Here is a 15,417-nt window from a genome sequence, read left to right on the forward strand (position 1 = left end):
CATTCGCTAGTGTGGCCCATTCGCTCGTCTGGCCCATTCGCTAGTCTGGCCGGGTGGATCGTGGATACGTGCAGGTGGTCGGCGGGGCGATCGTGGACTCGCTCGAGGAACCCACGCGGCTTCTCGCGGCCAGGCGTACGGCGCCCCCCGCGTTCGCCGGCCAGTGGGAGTTCCCGGGCGGCAAGGTCGAGCCGGGCGAGGGACATGAGGCGGCATTGCACCGGGAGCTCGCCGAGGAGCTCGGCGTCGAGGTGCGACTAGGCCCGGAGGTTGTGGGCGCCACCCCGGAGGGCTGGCCGCTCAACGAGAAGGCCGCCATGCGCGTGTGGTTCGCCGAGGTGACGGCAGGCGTCCCGGCGGCCCTCGAGGACCACGACGAACTGCGGTGGATAGCGCTCGATGAAGGAGTTCTCGACGAGCGGCCCGCAGGCCCGGGCCAGTCCGGCGAGGAGCTTCCGTGGATCCCGGCCGACTACCCGATCGTCGCCGCTGTGCGGAGCCTCGCGGCCCGGCTGCGCGCTCGAGGTGACGCCGTTCCTCAGGAGGGCCACGCTCAGAAGAGCTGACCCTGCCCGGCCGCGGCCGCCGTCGGCCGTGCCGTTGGCCGCTCTGCTGTTGCCTGCTCTGCCGTTGCCTGTGCCGCCGCGCTGCCCACCGGGCGGTCAGCCGCCTCGAAGTCGAGGCCGGACGTGCGGTGGCCCACCGTATCGGGCCGGTCGAAGCCGTGGCGCGCCTTGGCCTCAGCGACCCGCCGGCCCAGCCACGCGCGGTAGTCCTTGGGTGCGTATGCGCCCTGCCCGTAGAGGCGCCGATAGCGGCCCACGAGCTCCGGGTGGTCGCGCGCGAGCCACTGCATGAACCATTCCTTCGTGCCGGGCCGCAGGTGGAGCGCCCCCGCGGTGACGCCGCTCGCGCCGGCCGCCGCGAGCGCACCGAAGAGCGCGTCGAGCTGCTCCTCGCCGTCTGTGAGCCACGGGAGGATCGGCATGGCCATGACACCGCACGGCATCCCGGCATCGCGCAGTTTGGAGATGAGGGCGAGCCGGGCCGACGGCGTGGGCGTCCCTGGCTCGACGACCGCCTGGAGGTCAGGGTCGAGCATCGCGAGCGATACCCCCGCGCCGACGGGCACCTGAGCTGCCGCAGACCTCAAGAGCGGGAGGTCGCGGGCGAGCAGAGTCCCCTTCGTGAGGATCGAGAACGGCGTTCCCGAATCGGCGAGGGCCCGGATGATGCCCGGCATGAGGGCGTAGCGGCCCTCGGCACGCTGGTACGGGTCCGTGTTCGTGCCGAGGGCCACGTGCTCGCGCCGCCACGACGGCCGCGCGAGCTCTGCCCTCAGGACCTCCGCGACGTTGACCTTGACCACCAGCTGCCGGTCGAAGTCGAGGCCCGCGTCGAGGTCCAGGTAGGTGTGGGTGCCGCGTGCGAAGCAGTACACGCACGCGTGGCTGCACCCCCGGTAGGGATTGATCGTCCATCGGAAAGGCATGGAGGACGCCGGTGGCACCTTGTTGAGCGCCGATCTCGCGGCGACCTCATGGAAGGTGATGCCCTGGAACTCCGGCGTCCGGACGGCGCGCAGGAGCCCCGCGAGCGGGATGAGGGGTGGGCCCTCGGCTTCAGCTTGCGCCGTCTGCGTGTTCCATCGCATGCCCACTATTCGAATACATGTTCGAAGCGCTGTCAAGGCGCCACACGACGGTCACGCTCGCGCGCACCTCGGCCTCTCCGGCCTCGACGGGCAGGCTCTCGGCGGGCGTCGCGAGGGCGGCCCGCATGAGTGGGACCGGCGGCCCGGGAAGGGACGGTGCGGACGCGTCGATCCGCTGAACGTCGCCGAGTTCGCGCCCCGCAAGCTGGGCGAGCCGACCGGCCGCCGAGCGGGCGTCGTCGAACGCGGCCTCCTGCGCTGCTGCGTGCGCGGCCGCCGGATCGCTCACCTCGAGCGCGAGCCCATGGATGCGCAGCGCGTCGCCGCCCGCGCGGACGATCGCATCGAGCAGCGCGGGTGTCCTCGCGAGCTCGCGCGCGGTGAGGGCGAGGCCCGTGCTCGCGACGTACCCGACGACCTCCTGGCGGTTGCCGTCCCGCCACACGACCTCCGACCGCACGGAGAGGCCGCTCGTGGCGACGTCGGCGCGCGGCAGGCCCGCGGCGAGGGCAGCGTCCACGACCCGCTGGGCCGCGGCGGCCGCGCCTTCGTAGGCGGCCGCGAGAGCGTCGGCGCTCACCTCCACAGCGAGGCGCACGACGGCGGCGTCCGGCACCGCGCGCGCGGTGCCGGCGCCGGTGACGGTCACGGTGTCGGGGTGATGCCCCTGATGATCTCCCATCACTCCAAACTAAACTCGCGGATTCACGGAGCCCAGAGGCGGCTGCGCCGTCTACTAGACTTGGCCTGCCATGACTGAAACATTGCCCGGCGCCACCGTCCCGGACCCCCTGGACGAGGCCGCCGTCACCGCCGCCGTCAGCCGCGCCCTCGAGGAGATCTCGGAGGCGTCCACCCTGGACGAGCTCAAGGCCGTCCGGCTTGCGCACACAGGGGAGAAGTCCCCGCTCGCGCTCGCGAACCGTGCGATCGGAGCGCTGCCGAAGGAGTCGAAGTCCTCGGCGGGGAAGATCGTCGGCGCCGCGCGCGGCCGGGTCAACAAGGCCATCGCCGAACGCTCCGAGGTGCTCGAGGCCGAGAACGACGCGCGGATCCTCGTCGAGGAGACGGTCGACGTCACCGCCGCTCCGCGCCGCCGCCGCGCCGGCGCACGCCACCCGCTCTCGACCCTCCAGGACCGCGTGAGCGACATCTTCGTGGGCATGGGCTGGGAGATCGCCGAGGGCCCAGAGCTCGAGTCCGAGTGGTTCAACTTCGACGCGCTCAACTTCAAGCCGGACCACCCCGCGCGCGAGATGCAGGACACGTTCTTCGTGGAGCCCGTTGACCGCCACCTGCTCCTGCGCACCCACACGTCGCCCGTGCAGGTCCGCTCGATGCTCGAGCGCGACGTGCCGATCTACGTCCTGTGCCCGGGGAAGGTGTTCCGCACGGACGAGCTCGACGCGACGCACACGCCCGTGTTCCACCAGTTCGAGGGCCTCGCGATCGACGAGGGCCTGAGCATGGCGGACCTTCGCGGGACGCTCGAGCACTTCGCGCGGCAGATGTTCGGCCAGGAGGCCCAGATTCGCCTCCGCCCCAACTTCTTCCCGTTCACGGAGCCGAGCGCCGAGCTCGACATCTGGCACCCGGGCGCGAAGGGCGGCCCGCGCTGGATCGAGTGGGGCGGCTGCGGCATGGTCAACCCCAACGTTCTGCGCGCGGCGGGCATCGACCCCGACGTCTACTCGGGCTTTGCGTTCGGCATGGGCATCGAGCGGACCCTCATGTTCCGCAACGACGTCGTGGATATGCGCGACATGATCGAGGGCGACGTCCGGTTCAGCGAGCACTTCGGGATGGAGATCTAGGCACATGCGAATCCCCCTTTCGTGGCTGCGCGAGTACACGCAGCTTCCCGCCGGCGCGACCGCCGAGGACCTCATGGCCGAGCTCGTCTCGGTCGGACTCGAGGAGGAGGCCGTGCACCGGCCCTCCGACAGCGTTCATGGCCCGATCGTCGTGGGCCAGGTGCTGAGCCTCGTCAAGGAACCGCAGAGCAACGGCAAGACGATTAACTGGTGCCAGGTCCGTGTGGTGCCCGAGGGCCAGGAGCAGACCCTCACGGGCAAGGGCATCGACCCGTCCGGCGTCCAGGGCATCGTGTGCGGCGCCCACAACTTCGTCGAGGGCGACAAGGTGATCGTGACGCTGCCGGGTGCGACGCTGCCCGGCGACTTCCACATCGCGGCCCGCAAGACGTACGGCCACGTGTCCGCGGGCATGATCGCCTCGGCGCGCGAGCTCGGCATCGGCGAGGACCACGACGGCATCATCGTGCTCTCGCGCCTGGGCCTCGACCCGGAGATCGGGACGGACGCGCTTGAGCTGCTCGGCCTCACTGATGAGGCGGCCGAGATCAACGTGACCCCCGACCGCAGCTACTGCTTCTCGATCCGCGGCATCGCACGGGAATACGCGCACGCGACCGGCACGGCGTTCGAGGACCCGGCCACGCAGGTCAAGGCGCCCGAGAAACTCGAGGGCGGCCACGGGGTGGCCCTCGACGACCGCGCCCCGGTCTACGGCGTGCCCGGCTGCGACCGCTTCGTGGCCCGCACCGTGCGCGGCGTCGACCCCACGCGGCCCACGCCGCCGTGGATGGCCTCGCGCCTGCGCCTCGCCGGCGTGCGCTCGATCTCGCTGCCCGTCGACATCTCGAACTACGTCATGTTCGAACTCGGCCAGCCGACCCACTGCTACGACCTCGACAAGCTCACGGGCACGATCACGGTGCGCCGCGCCGAGGACGGCGAGAAGATCGAGACGCTCGACGGCAAGATCCGCGACCTCGACCCCGAGGACCTCCTCATCACCGACGAGTCCGGCCCCATCGGCATCGCGGGCGTCATGGGCGGCGCGTCGACCGAGTGCTCGGACGGGACCGTCAACGTGCTCGTCGAGGCCGCGCATTTCGACACCGTGACCGTGGGCCGCTCGCGCCGCCGCCACAGGCTCCCGTCCGAGGCGTCCAAGCGCTTCGAGCGCGGCGTCGACTGGGAGGTCGCGGACGAGGCCGCCCAGCGCGTCGTCGACCTCCTCGTCGAGCTCGGCGGGGGCGTCGCGGACGAGGCCGGGACCGATGTCGGGACCGAGCCCGCGGCCATCGAGATCGTGCTGCCAGCGGCGTTCGCCTCCGAGCGCATCGGCATGGAGTTCTCCGAGGAGCTCATCGCGCGCGTGCTCGGCGACCTCGGGGCCGAGGCAGAGCGCCGCGGTCAGGACTTCCTCGTGACCCCGCCCAGCTGGCGCAACGACCTCGAGACGAAGGAGGACCTCTCCGAGGAGATCGCCCGCCTCGTCGGCTACGACAAGATCCCGTCGCGACTCCCCGTGGCGCCGCCCGGGCGCGGCTTCACGCGCACGCAGCAGCAGCGCCGTCGTCTCGTGCAGGCGCTCGCCGACGCGGGCCTCACCGAGGTGCTCGCCTATCCGTTCGTGACGAAGGCAGCCAACGGGACGTTCGGGGTCGCCGAGGCGGGCGCCGAGCGGCCCGCGGTCAAGCTCGCGAACCCGCTGAGCGAGGAGTTCGGATGGCTGCGCACGTCCGTGCTCCCGGGGCTCATCGACGTGGTCAAGCGCAACCACTCGCGCGGCTTCCGCGACCTTGCGCTGTTCGAGGCCGGCCTCGTGTTCCTGCCCGACGGCGGCACGCTCGGCACCGCGACGATCCCGCCGCTTGGCGCGCTGCCGTCCGAAGAGGAGCTCGAGCAGCTCGACGCCGGCCTGCCGGACCAGCCGCTTCACGTCGGCGCGATCCTGACGGGCCACGATTCGCCCGAGGCGGCGGGCCACACCCCGCGTGTGTGGGACTGGGCGGACGCGATCGACGTCGCGCGCCTCGCGGGTGACGTGCTCGGCGTCGACCTCGTGGTTGCCCAGGGCGCCCACCAGGCGTTCCACCCGGGCCGCACGGCGCAGCTTTCGCTGCGCTCGGGCGAGCTCGTGGGCTTCGCGGGCGAGCTGCACCCCAAGCTCCTCCAGGAGCACGATCTGCCCGCTCGGACGGTCGCGCTCGAGCTCGACGCCGACGCTCTTTTCGAGGCCGCCCCGGACGTGATCGTCGCGAAGCACATCTCGACGTTCCCCGTCGCGACCCAGGACGTCGCACTCATCGTCGACGCCGCGATCCCCTCGGACGAGGTCAAGGATGCGCTCCGCGACGGCGCCGGCGAGCTGCTCGAAGAGGTCCACCTCTTCGACGTGTACGCCGGTCCGGGCATCGACGAGGGCAAGAAGTCGCTCGCGTTCGCGCTCCGCTTCCGCGCGCCCGATCGCACGCTCACGGCGGATGAGGCCTCCGAGGCGCGCGCGGCCGCCGTCGCGCGCGCCGCGGAACGCTACGGGGCCGTGCAGCGCTAACGGCGCAATGACCGTGATCGTGCGGGCCGTTCCGCTCGGCGGCGTGGGGACTCCCTTGCCGCCCGGCGATCCGACGGCGGGGGAGTCCCAGCGGGCCGCGGCGTTCGCCGACCCGCAGCGCGCTCACGAGTTCCTCGCGGGCCGCCTCGCCCTGCGCGCGTTCGTGGCGGGCGAACTGGGCGTCGAGCCCGCGCGCGTGCGGCCCGCCTACCGCTGCCCCGCGTGCGGCCCGGGCGAGCACGGGACGCCGGGGTTCGCCCTCGGCTCGGACGACGGCGGCGCGGACGACGGCGGCTCGGACCACGGCGGCACGGACGACGGCGCGTTCGCTCGCCCGCTCGATGTCGCCGCGAGCCTCTCGCGCGCCGGGGGCTGGGCGCTGCTCGCCGTCGAGCTCCCGCCCGCGGGGGGCCGCTGGGAGGCCGGCGTCGGGGACCCGCTGCCGGCCATCGGCGTCGACCTCGCCCTCGTCGCGGACTTTCGCCGCGCGGTCCCGGACGCGGCGTACTCACCTGCCGAGCGCCGTCGTCTGTTGTCGGTGCCGGATGTGCCCGCCGAGGCCGCACGCCTGTGGGCGCGCAAGGAGGCCCTGCTCAAGGCGCTCGGCACGGGCCTGCGCACGGACCCGGCCGCCGTCGAGACTCTCGAGGACGGCCGGGTCGACGGCGTCGACACGCGGGCGCTCGGCTTGCCCCCGGGCTTCGTCGCCGCCGTTTCAGTAACGTCGGCGCCGGCTATTTCGGAAGCGGCGGAAGCTTCTCGGCGTAGAGCCAGGGGCGGAGCACGCTAGCGGCGTCGAACTTCCGGGCCCCCGCGCACACGCGGTCGAGGAGCTCGATGAACTCGGCCGTCGAGGCCTGCCCGTGGCGTCGCTCGGACGCGAACGCCCGAAGCGAGCGGAAGAACCGGTCGTCGCCCACCGCGCGGCGCACGGCGTGCAGCGCGAGCGCGCCGCGCTTGTAGACGCGATCGTCGAACATGAGGTGCGGGCCCGGCGCGCCGATGCGGAGGTCCTCGGGAAGGCTCGCGAGGTACTTCCACGCCGTCGAGGCGCGTTCCTTCGCGGACGCGAGGCCCGCCGCGTCGCTCCACAGCCACTCCGCGTAGCACGCGAAGCCCTCGTGCAGCCAGATGTCCTCCCAGCGCCGCACGGTCACGGAGTTCCCGAACCACTGGTGCGCGAGCTCGTGCGCGAGCAGCCGCTGCGCCTCCCACGTGCGCCGCAGGTGGTTGCGGCCCATGATCGAGAGGCTCTGGGCCTCGAGCGGGATCTCGAGCTCGTCCTCGGTCACGACGACCGTGTAGTCGCGGAACGGGTAGGGGCCGAACAGCTCCGAGAACAGCTTGACCATCTTGACCTGGTCCCTGAGCCCCGACGCGGCCTCGCCCCGGAGCTTCGGGGACACGTTCGCGAAGACCCGCACCCGGCCGGAGCCGCGGTTCGGCAGCTTGCCGAGCTCGATCTCCTGATAGCGGCCGATCAGGAGCGTCGCGAGGTAGGGCGCCATGGGCTCGAGCTGCTCGTAGACCCACGTCTCGCGGCTCGAGCGCCTCCGGTGGCCCACGAGGAGGCCGTTCGAGATCGCGCGGTAGCCCGCGTCCGCCGTCACCGTGATGCGGAATGGCGCCTTTTGGCTCGCGTGGTCGTTGCACGGGAACCACGTTGGGGCGCCGACCGGCTGCCCTGCCACGAGCACGCCGTCGTCGAGCTCCTCCCAGCCGACCTCGCCCCAGGGTCCCCGCACAGGCCGCGGCGTGCCCTCGTAGCGGACGTCGAGCTCGAAGCGGGCGCCCTTCGGGATCGCGGGGCGCACGGCCACGACGAGCTGATCGCCGCGCTGGGCCATCTTCGCCGGCTTCGTGCCGTCCACGGTCACCTTCGTGGCGCGGAGGCCCGCGAGGCTCAGCGTCACGGAGTCGAGCTTCTCGCGCGCCTCGGCCTTGATCCGGGCGCGGCCCGCGAGGCGGTTGCTCCCGAGCTTGACGTCGAGGTCGAGGTCGTAGTGCGTCACGCGATACTCGTCAGTGCCATGACCGGGGGTGTAGGGATCGGGGAGCGCCTTGCCGTGGTGGGACTTGCCGTTCTTCGGGCTCACCGGGTGGGTACCTCCGGCTCGCGCCACGGCGCCACGGGGTTGCCCCGCCAATACGTTCCCGCCGGGATGCCCTCGCCGCGCATCACGAGCGACGCGGGGCCCACCGTGGCCCCCGAGTCGATGCTCGCGCCGGGCAGGATGACCCCGTGCGGGCCGATCGTGGCGCCCTGGCCGAGGTTCACGGCGTCGATGCTCATGATCCGGTCGTGGAAGAGGTGGGTCTGAATCACGCAGCCGCGGTTGACCGTCGAGCCGGGGCCGAGCTCCACGAGGTCCGCCTCCGGGAGCCAGTAGCTCTCGCACCACGCGCCGCGGCCGATCCGGGCCCCGAGCAGGCGCAGCCACCAGACGAGCGCGGGCGTTCCCGCGGCGGCGCGTGCGAACCACGGCGCCGCGACCATCTCGACGAACGCGTCCACGACCTCGTTGCGCCACACGAACGAACTCCACAGCGGGTGCTCGCTGGTGCGGATGCGCCCCACGAGCAGCCACTTCCCAACGACGGCGGAGCCCGCCGCGACCGCGCCCGCCGCGAGCATCACGGCGCCGCACACGAGCGCCGTGAGCAGGTACCCCCACGACGCGGCGAGGGCGTCGAGGGCCGCGAGGACGACGACGGCGATCGCCACCGTGAGCACGACCGGCACCGCGCGGCACAGCTCCCACAGCGCGCGCGCGACCTTGAGCCGGGCCGGCGGGCTGAACGTGCGCGCGGAGTCCGACTCGAGCGACGTGCGGCGCAGGCGGACGGGCGGGCTCCCGAGCCACGACGAGCCGGACTTCGCCTTCTTGGGGGTCGCGGAGAGCACGGCCACCAGGCCGTTCTTGGGCACCGAGCGGCCCGCCGCCGTCATCCCCGAATTGCCGAGGAAGGCGCGCTTGCCGATCTTGGCCGGCGCGATGCGGAGCCAGCCGCCGCCGAGCTCGTAGGAGGCGACCATCGTGTCGTCGGCGAGGAACGCGCCGTCGCCCACGGTCGTCATCTTGGGCACCAGGAGCACGGTGGACGCCTCGACGTCCTTGCCTACGGTGGCCCCGAGCAGGCGCAGCCACACGGGCGTGAAGAGGCTCGCGTAGACGGGGAACAGGAGGTCTCGCGCCATGTCGAGGACGCGCTCCGTGGCCCACACCTGCCAGCCCATGCGGCTGCGGATCCGGTACGTGCCCTCGCGCAGGCCGAGGCCGAGCAGGCGCGTGCACACCGCGACGAGCACGAGGTTCGCGGCGAACCACGCGGCCGCAGCGAGCGGGGAGGCGGCGAGGAGGGCAGTGAACGCGGCATGGAGGCTCGCATGGCCTGCGGCTGCCCAGAGGAGGATCGCTCCGGCCGCCGTGGCCGAGGCATAGGGGATGAGCGCGAGGAGGGACGAGCCGGCGCCGAACGCCGCGATCCACACGCCCTCGAGGAACGGGGACCGGCGGGGGCCCGCGTCGGGCCATTCGTGCTTGGCCTTGCCCACCCGTTCGGCGGGGGAGCCCGAGACCCTCAGCCCGGGCTTGACCTTGCCGGATACGGCGGAGCCGGGCTCGACCACGGCGTCGGCACCGACCTGCGTGCCCGGGAGCAGGGTGCTGCGCGAACCGATCGTCGCGCCCGCGCCAATGCGGATCCCGCCGATGTAGACCCAGTCGCCGTCGATCCACCATCCGGAGAGGTCGACTTCCGGCTCGACCGACGCGCCCTTGCCGAGCTCGAGCATGCCCGTGACGGGCGGGACGGAGTGCAGCACGGCGTCGCGGCCGATCTTCGCCCCCAGGGCCCGCGCGTAATAGGGGACCCACGGTGCGCTCGCGAGGCTCACGGCCTGGGCGAGGTCCGCGATCTGCTCCGCGAGCCAGAGCCGCAGGTGAATGCTCCCGGCCCGGGGATACTTGCCCGGGCCGACGCCGCGGAGGAGGAGCCGGGCCGCGGCGACGGAGATCGCCATGCGGCCGAGCGGGCTCACGAACACGAGCCACGACGCGGCAACCCACCACCACGAGATGGTCGGGGCAGCCGAGAACCCGGCGGTGGCCGCGAGCACGTTGTTCGCGGCCATGAGGTACGTGAGCCACCGCATTCCGACGAGGATGAAGAGCGGGATCCCCAGGACCGTCTGCGCGAGCTGGGTCCCCGCCGAGGCAGGCCTGACCGTGCGCTCGACGGCGGGCGGAACCTCGCCGCGCGAGCCGCCGCCGATGGCCTCGACGAGGGCACCGACCCGTGGGTGCGCGTACACCTCGGCGACGGTCACGGTCGGGTACCGGCGGCGGAGCGAGGAGACGAGCTGCGCGGCCGCGAGGGAGCCGCCGCCATGGGCGAAGAAGTCGGCGTCGAGGCTCTGCGGCTGGGTGCCGAGCACCGCGCCCCACTGCTCGACGATCCACGCGGCATCATCCGAGAGCGCGAGCGGGGCCGACGAGCCCTCGTCGCCGCCGGGGAGCGGCCACGGGAGCGCGTTGCGGTCCACCTTGCCGCTCGTCTTGGTCGGGAGCCACTCGACGACGGCGAGCAGCGGCACGAGCGCCGCCGGGAGCGCGAGGCTCAGGCGCTTGCGGCACGCCTCGAGGTCGGGCACGGTGCCGTCGGACGGCGCCAGGTACCCCACGAGCACCTGGTTCCCGGCCGCCGTCGTCCGCACGGCCGCCGCCGCGCCCGCGACGCCGGAGAGCGCCTGGAGCGCCGCGTCGACTTCGCCGAGCTCGATCCGGCGCCCGCCGAGCTTGACCTGCTCGTCGGCGCGGCCCTGGAAGATGAGGCCCTCGCGCTCGTACGCGACGAGATCGCCCGAGCGGTACGCTCGCTCCCACCCGAGCGAGGCCATGGAGGCGTACTTCTCGGCGTCCTTCGCGGGGTCGAGGTAGCGCGCGAGCCCTACGCCGCCGATGATGAGCTCGCCGACGTCGCCCTCGGGGACGGGCACGCCGTCCGGGTCGACGATCGCGAGGTCCCAGCCGTCGAGCGGCAGGCCGATCCGCACGGGCCCGTTCGCGCCGAGCTGTGCCGCGCACGCCACGACGGTCGCCTCCGTGGGGCCGTAGGTGTTCCACACCTCGCGGCCCTCGACCGCGAGACGCTGCGCGAGCTCGGGCGGGCAGGCCTCGCCGCCGAAGATGAGCAGGCGGACGTTCTCGAGCGCCTCGCCCGGCCACAGCGCGGCGAGGGTCGGGACGGTCGAGACAACCGTGATGCCGCGCTGGACGAGCCACGGACCGAGGTCCATGCCAGTCCGCACGAGCGCGCGCGGCGCCGGGACGAGGCACGCGCCGTGCCGCCACGCGAGCCACATCTCTTCGCACGAGGCGTCGAACGCGACGGAGAGGCCCGCGAGAACGCGGTCCTCGGGGCCGAGTGTCTCTGCCTGCAGGAAGAGGCGGGCTTCGGCGTCGACGAACGCCGCGGCGGAGCGGTGGCTCACGGCGACGCCCTTCGGAGTCCCGGTCGAGCCCGAGGTGAAGATGACCCAGCAATCGTCGTCGGGGCCGGGCAGGCGCGGTTCGGGGAACGGCGCGGGGCGCTTCTTGTCGGCGACGAGCGACTCCCCGCCGCGGAGGATCCCGGCGACGGCTGCCTCGCTGAAGACGAGCTTCGCCCGCTCGTCGGGATCGTCCGCGTCGACCGGGACGTAGGACGCGCCGATGAGCAGGACGGCGAGGATCGAGACGTAGAGCTCGTTCGTGCCGGACGGGATGCGGATCCCCACCCTGTCGCCGGCGCCGAGCCCGGCCGCGTGCAGGCGGCGGCCCACCGAGCGGACCTCCTCGAGGAGTTCGGCGTAGCTCAGGACTTGGGCTCCGTCGTCGAGCGCGGGGGACTCCGGGAACGCTTCGGCGGTCGCGGTGAGGACGTCGACGAGGGTGCGCTCGGGCGGCGTGCGGTCAGACGCCGGAAGCTGCGGGGGGTAGGGACGCTCCGCCGTGCCGGCGGCCAGGGGCTGGGTATCGCTCAAGGGTCAGTCGGACCTCAGGGGACGAGGAGCACCTTGCCCGTCGTCGCGCGGCCCTCGAGCGCGCGATGCGCCTCGGCTGCGGACGCGAGCGGGAAGGTTGCGCCGATGCGGACTGTGAGCGAGCCGTCAGCGGCGGCCGCGAAGACCTCGGAGGAGCGCCACAGGCGTTCCTGAGGATTGAGCAGGTGGTGCTTGAGCGTGGGGCGCGTGAGGAACAGTGAGCCGCCGGCGTTGAGCCGCTGCGGGTCGACGGGCGGCACAGGGCCCGAGGCCGCCCCGAACAGCACGAGGGAGCCGCGCGTCCGCAGCGACGCAAGGGAGCCGTCGAACGTGTCGCGGCCCACGCCGTCGTATACGACGTCGGCGCCCGCGCCAGCGGTGAGTTCGCGCACATGGTGCTCGAAGCCCGAGTAGCGGATCACGTGGTCGGCGCCCGCGCCGGCCGCGAGTTCGGCCTTCGCGTCGGTGGACACGGTCGTGATGACCCGCGCGCCCTTCGCCTTGATCATCTGGATGAGGAGCAGCCCCACGCCGCCCGCGCCGGCGTGGACGAGCGCGGTCTGGCCCGGCTCGATGCGGAACGTCGAGTTGATGAGGTAATGCGCCGTCATGCCCTGGAGCGGCAGCGCCGCCGCCGTGTGCAGGTCGAGGTTCTCCGGGACGGGGAGGGCCTTGTCCGCGTCGACGATCATGTACTCGGCGTAGGCGCGGCGGCCCTCAGCGGTCGCGACGTGCTGCCCGACCGAGAATGCCTCGACTCCCTCCCCGAGTTCCTCGACCGTCCCCGCGGCCTCGTCGCCCGGGGTAAACGGGAACTGCACGCTGTAGAGGCCTTGGCGCTGGTACGTCTCGATGAAGTTGACCCCAGTCGCTGCGACCCGCACGAGGAGCTGGCCCGGACCCACCTCTGGCCTGTCCACGGCCTGTGGCTCGAGGACTTCGGGGCCGCCGGGGGCGTTGGCGACGATGGCGTTGATCATGGAGTCACTCCCTGGTTCGTTCGTTCTCGTCCGGGTACCCATCCTAAGAGGGGAAGCCGCCCCGACTCAGTCATGCATAAATATTGATATGCCTGCATAAGTTTGCTTATAGTGGCCGGGTGACTATTACCGCAGCTGTGTCCGGGGCCAGCGGCTACGCCGGGGGAGAGGTCCTCCGACTGCTGGCCAACCATCCCGAGATCGAGATCGGCGCCATTACGGCGCACAGCAGTGCGGGGAGCCGCCTCGGCGCGCTCCAGCCGCACCTCCTCAGCCTTGCCGGCCGCGAAATCGTCGAGACGACCGCGGAGAACCTCGGGGGGCATGACGTCGTCTTCCTTGCGCTCCCGCACGGCGCGTCCGCCGCCGTGGCAGCCCAGCTTCCCGCCGAGACGCTCGTGATCGATGCCGGGGCGGACCACCGGCTTGAGGACCCTGAGGCGTGGTTCAAGTTCTACCGCTCGGAGCACGCGGGCACGTGGCCGTACGGGCTGCCTGAGCTGCTCTTGGGTGGCTGGGCGGGTTCGGGAAGCGCGGGTTCGGGGGACGCGGGTTCGGGCGGCGGGGGTGGGATCAGGAAACAGCGCGAGAAGCTCGTCGGCGCGCGGCGCATCGCCGTCCCCGGCTGCTACCCGACCTCGGCGCTCCTCGCGCTCGTCCCCGGCTTCGCGGCGGGACTCCTGGAGCCCGAGGACGTGGTGATCGTCTCGGCGTCCGGGACGTCCGGCGCGGGCAAGTCGGTCAAGCCGCACCTCCTCGGCTCGGAAGTCATGGGCTCGATGAGCCCCTACGGAGTGGGCGGGGGCCACCGGCACACCCCCGAGATCGAGCAGGGCCTCTCGAACGCCGCCGGGGCGCCGGTCACGATCTCCTTCACGCCGACGCTCGCCCCGATGAGCCGCGGCATCCTCACGACCGCGACGGCCCGGGTCAAGCCTGGCATCGGGGCCGCCGAGCTCCGCGCGGCGTGGGAGACCGCGTACGCGGACGAGCAGTTCATCCACGTGCTCCCCGAGGGCCAGTGGCCGGCCACGCAGATGGTCGTCGGCTCGAACAACGCCGCGATCCAGCTCGCGTTCGACGAGCACGCGGGCCGCGTGATCGTGAGCTCCGTGATCGACAACCTCACGAAGGGCACCGCGGGCGGCGCGGTGCAGTCCATGAACATCGCGCTGGGCCTCCCCGAGGGCGCCGGCCTCGCACAGCTGGGAGTCGCACCGTGACCATCACCGCACCCAAGGGCTTCCGGGCCTCCGGCGTGACCGCCGGCCTCAAGGCCTCGGGCAAGCCGGACGTGGCCCTCGTGGTCAACGACGGCCCCGACAAGAACGGCGCGGCCGTCTTCACGTCGAACCGGGTCGCCGCGGCGCCCGTCCGCTGGTCGCGCCAGGCCATCGGGGACGGGCGCGTGGACGCCGTGATCCTCAATTCGGGCGGCGCGAACGCCTGCACGGGCCCCCAGGGCTTCCAGAACGCCCACACGACCGCGGAAAAGACCGCAGACGTGCTCGGCGTCTCGGCGGGTGACGTCGTCGTCTGCTCGACGGGGCTCATCGGCGAGCAGCTGCCCATGGACAAGATCCTCGCGGGAGTCGAGGCTGCCGCGGCCGCGCTAGCGGACGACGGCGGGCACGCGGCGGCGCTCGCGATCATGACGACCGATACGGTCCCCAAGGAGGCCGTGTTCACCGGGGTCGACGCCGACGGGGCCGAGTACACGATCGGCGGCATCGCGAAGGGCGCCGGCATGCTCGCGCCGGGCCTCGCGACGATGCTAGTGGTCCTCACGACCGACGCCGCGACTGCTCCGGAGATGCTCGACGCGGCACTCCGGGACGCGACGCGCGTGACCTTCGACCGCGCGGACTCCGACGGCTGCATGTCCACGAACGACACGGTCGTGCTGCTTTCCTCCGGCGCGTCCGCTGCTGTTCCGTCCGCACAGCAGTTCACGGACGGGCTCACGCAGGTCTGCGCCGAGCTCGCGCGCAAGCTCATCGGCGACGCCGAGGGCGCGAGCCACGACATCGCGATCCGCGCGTTCAACGCGGCCACGGAGAGCGACGCCGAGGTGGTGGCACGCGCCGTCGCCCGTTCGAACCTGTTCAAGACCGCGATCTTCGGGAAGGACCCGAACTGGGGGCGCGTCCTCTCCGCTGTCGGGACCACGGACGCGGTGTTCGATCCGGACGAGCTGAGCGTCTCCATCAACGGCGTCGAGGTGTGCCAGAACGGCGGCATCGGCGAGGACCGCTCGCTCGTGAACCTCGAGCCGCGCGAGGTCCTGGTCGAGATCGACCTCGCGGCGGGCGACGCCGAGGCGACGATCCTCACGAACGACCTCACGCACGACTACGTGCATGAGAACAGTGCCTACTCGAGCTGAGCCAGGA

The 15,417-nt window shown here is 72.4% G+C and carries 11 protein-coding genes; 6 read left to right on the forward strand and 5 right to left on the reverse strand.

Translation table 11 applies throughout. The features are described from left to right. The first annotated feature begins 53 nt into the window (after positions 1-53). Positions 54-566 carry a (deoxy)nucleoside triphosphate pyrophosphohydrolase gene (locus ACOKR1_RS08290; protein WP_422936191.1) on the forward strand — a complete coding sequence of 171 codons (513 nt, stop codon included), beginning with the start codon at positions 54-56 and terminating at the stop codon, positions 564-566. Here ACOKR1_RS08290 and ACOKR1_RS08295 read toward each other — a convergent pair. Both ACOKR1_RS08295 and ACOKR1_RS08300 read right to left on the reverse strand, forming a co-directional pair. Further along, on the reverse strand, positions 554-1,654 hold the full coding sequence (locus ACOKR1_RS08295; RefSeq protein ID WP_422936192.1) for an Rv2578c family radical SAM protein: 1,101 nt from the start codon (positions 1,652-1,654) through the stop codon (positions 554-556). The two genes, ACOKR1_RS08290 and ACOKR1_RS08295, sit on opposite strands and share 13 nt — an antisense overlap. Beyond that, on the reverse strand, positions 1,623-2,336 hold the full coding sequence (locus tag ACOKR1_RS08300; protein ID WP_422936193.1) for an SIMPL domain-containing protein: 714 nt from the start codon (positions 2,334-2,336) through the stop codon (positions 1,623-1,625). Before ACOKR1_RS08300 ends, ACOKR1_RS08295 begins: the two co-directional genes overlap by 32 nt. A gap of 70 nt (positions 2,337-2,406) precedes the next feature. Here ACOKR1_RS08300 and pheS point away from each other — a divergent pair, with 70 nt between their 5' ends. From pheS to ACOKR1_RS08315, 3 genes are read left to right on the forward strand one after another with little or no spacing between them, the layout of a single operon-like run. Further along, complete coding sequence (pheS, locus tag ACOKR1_RS08305; RefSeq protein WP_422936194.1) at positions 2,407-3,468, forward strand: phenylalanine--tRNA ligase subunit alpha; 1,062 nt, start codon at positions 2,407-2,409, stop codon at positions 3,466-3,468. Between the two features lie 4 nt (positions 3,469-3,472). Then, positions 3,473-6,019 carry a phenylalanine--tRNA ligase subunit beta gene (gene pheT / locus ACOKR1_RS08310; protein WP_422936195.1) on the forward strand — a complete coding sequence of 849 codons (2,547 nt, stop codon included), beginning with the start codon at positions 3,473-3,475 and terminating at the stop codon, positions 6,017-6,019. 7 nt (positions 6,020-6,026) lie between these two features. Further along, positions 6,027-6,809, forward strand: coding sequence for a 4'-phosphopantetheinyl transferase family protein (locus ACOKR1_RS08315; protein ID WP_422936196.1), 783 nt, complete (start codon positions 6,027-6,029; stop codon positions 6,807-6,809). Here the strand turns inward: ACOKR1_RS08315 and ACOKR1_RS08320 are convergent. From ACOKR1_RS08320 to ACOKR1_RS08330, 3 genes are read right to left on the reverse strand one after another with little or no spacing between them, the layout of a single operon-like run. Next, positions 6,754-8,115: a M1 family metallopeptidase gene (locus ACOKR1_RS08320; protein WP_422936197.1), complete on the reverse strand. Its 1,362-nt coding sequence runs from the start codon at positions 8,113-8,115 to the stop codon at positions 6,754-6,756. The genes ACOKR1_RS08315 and ACOKR1_RS08320 overlap by 56 nt on opposite strands. After that, positions 8,112-12,044, reverse strand: a complete 3,933-nt coding sequence (locus tag ACOKR1_RS08325; protein ID WP_422936198.1) for a Pls/PosA family non-ribosomal peptide synthetase — start codon at positions 12,042-12,044, stop codon at positions 8,112-8,114. The genes ACOKR1_RS08320 and ACOKR1_RS08325 overlap by 4 nt, the downstream gene beginning before the upstream one ends. Before the next feature lie 14 nt (positions 12,045-12,058). Further along, the gene (locus tag ACOKR1_RS08330) at positions 12,059-13,024 is read right to left on the reverse strand and encodes a quinone oxidoreductase family protein (protein WP_422936199.1); all 966 of its coding nucleotides are present in this window, start codon (positions 13,022-13,024) and stop codon (positions 12,059-12,061) included. A 119-nt stretch (positions 13,025-13,143) separates the two neighbouring features. On the opposite strand from ACOKR1_RS08330, the gene argC reads away from it, so the two are divergent. Together argC and argJ are read left to right on the forward strand one after the other, a co-directional pair. Next, positions 13,144-14,247 (forward strand): N-acetyl-gamma-glutamyl-phosphate reductase, encoded by a 1,104-nt coding sequence (gene argC, locus ACOKR1_RS08335; RefSeq protein WP_422936200.1) that lies wholly within the window; start codon positions 13,144-13,146, stop codon positions 14,245-14,247. Beyond that, complete coding sequence (argJ, locus tag ACOKR1_RS08340; RefSeq protein WP_422936201.1) at positions 14,244-15,410, forward strand: bifunctional glutamate N-acetyltransferase/amino-acid acetyltransferase ArgJ; 1,167 nt, start codon at positions 14,244-14,246, stop codon at positions 15,408-15,410. Before argC ends, argJ begins: the two co-directional genes overlap by 4 nt. Positions 15,411-15,417: the final 7 nt, after the last annotated feature.

Source organism: Sinomonas sp. P47F7 (genome assembly GCF_049332655.1).
Taxonomy (GTDB): Bacteria; Actinomycetota; Actinomycetes; order Actinomycetales; family Micrococcaceae; genus Sinomonas.

Excerpts from the sequence above, each read along its gene's own strand:
- ACOKR1_RS08295 (WP_422936192.1), bottom strand. The coding sequence starts at position 1,654 with ATGCGATGGAACACGCAGACGGCGCAAGCTGAAGCCGAGGGCCCACCC.
- ACOKR1_RS08300 (WP_422936193.1), bottom strand. The coding sequence starts at position 2,336 with ATGGGAGATCATCAGGGGCATCACCCCGACACCGTGACCGTCACCGGC.
- pheS (WP_422936194.1), top strand. The coding sequence starts at position 2,407 with ATGACTGAAACATTGCCCGGCGCCACCGTCCCGGACCCCCTGGACGAG.
- pheT (WP_422936195.1), top strand. The coding sequence starts at position 3,473 with ATGCGAATCCCCCTTTCGTGGCTGCGCGAGTACACGCAGCTTCCCGCC.
- ACOKR1_RS08315 (WP_422936196.1), top strand. The coding sequence starts at position 6,027 with ATGACCGTGATCGTGCGGGCCGTTCCGCTCGGCGGCGTGGGGACTCCC.
- ACOKR1_RS08330 (WP_422936199.1), bottom strand. The coding sequence starts at position 13,024 with ATGATCAACGCCATCGTCGCCAACGCCCCCGGCGGCCCCGAAGTCCTC.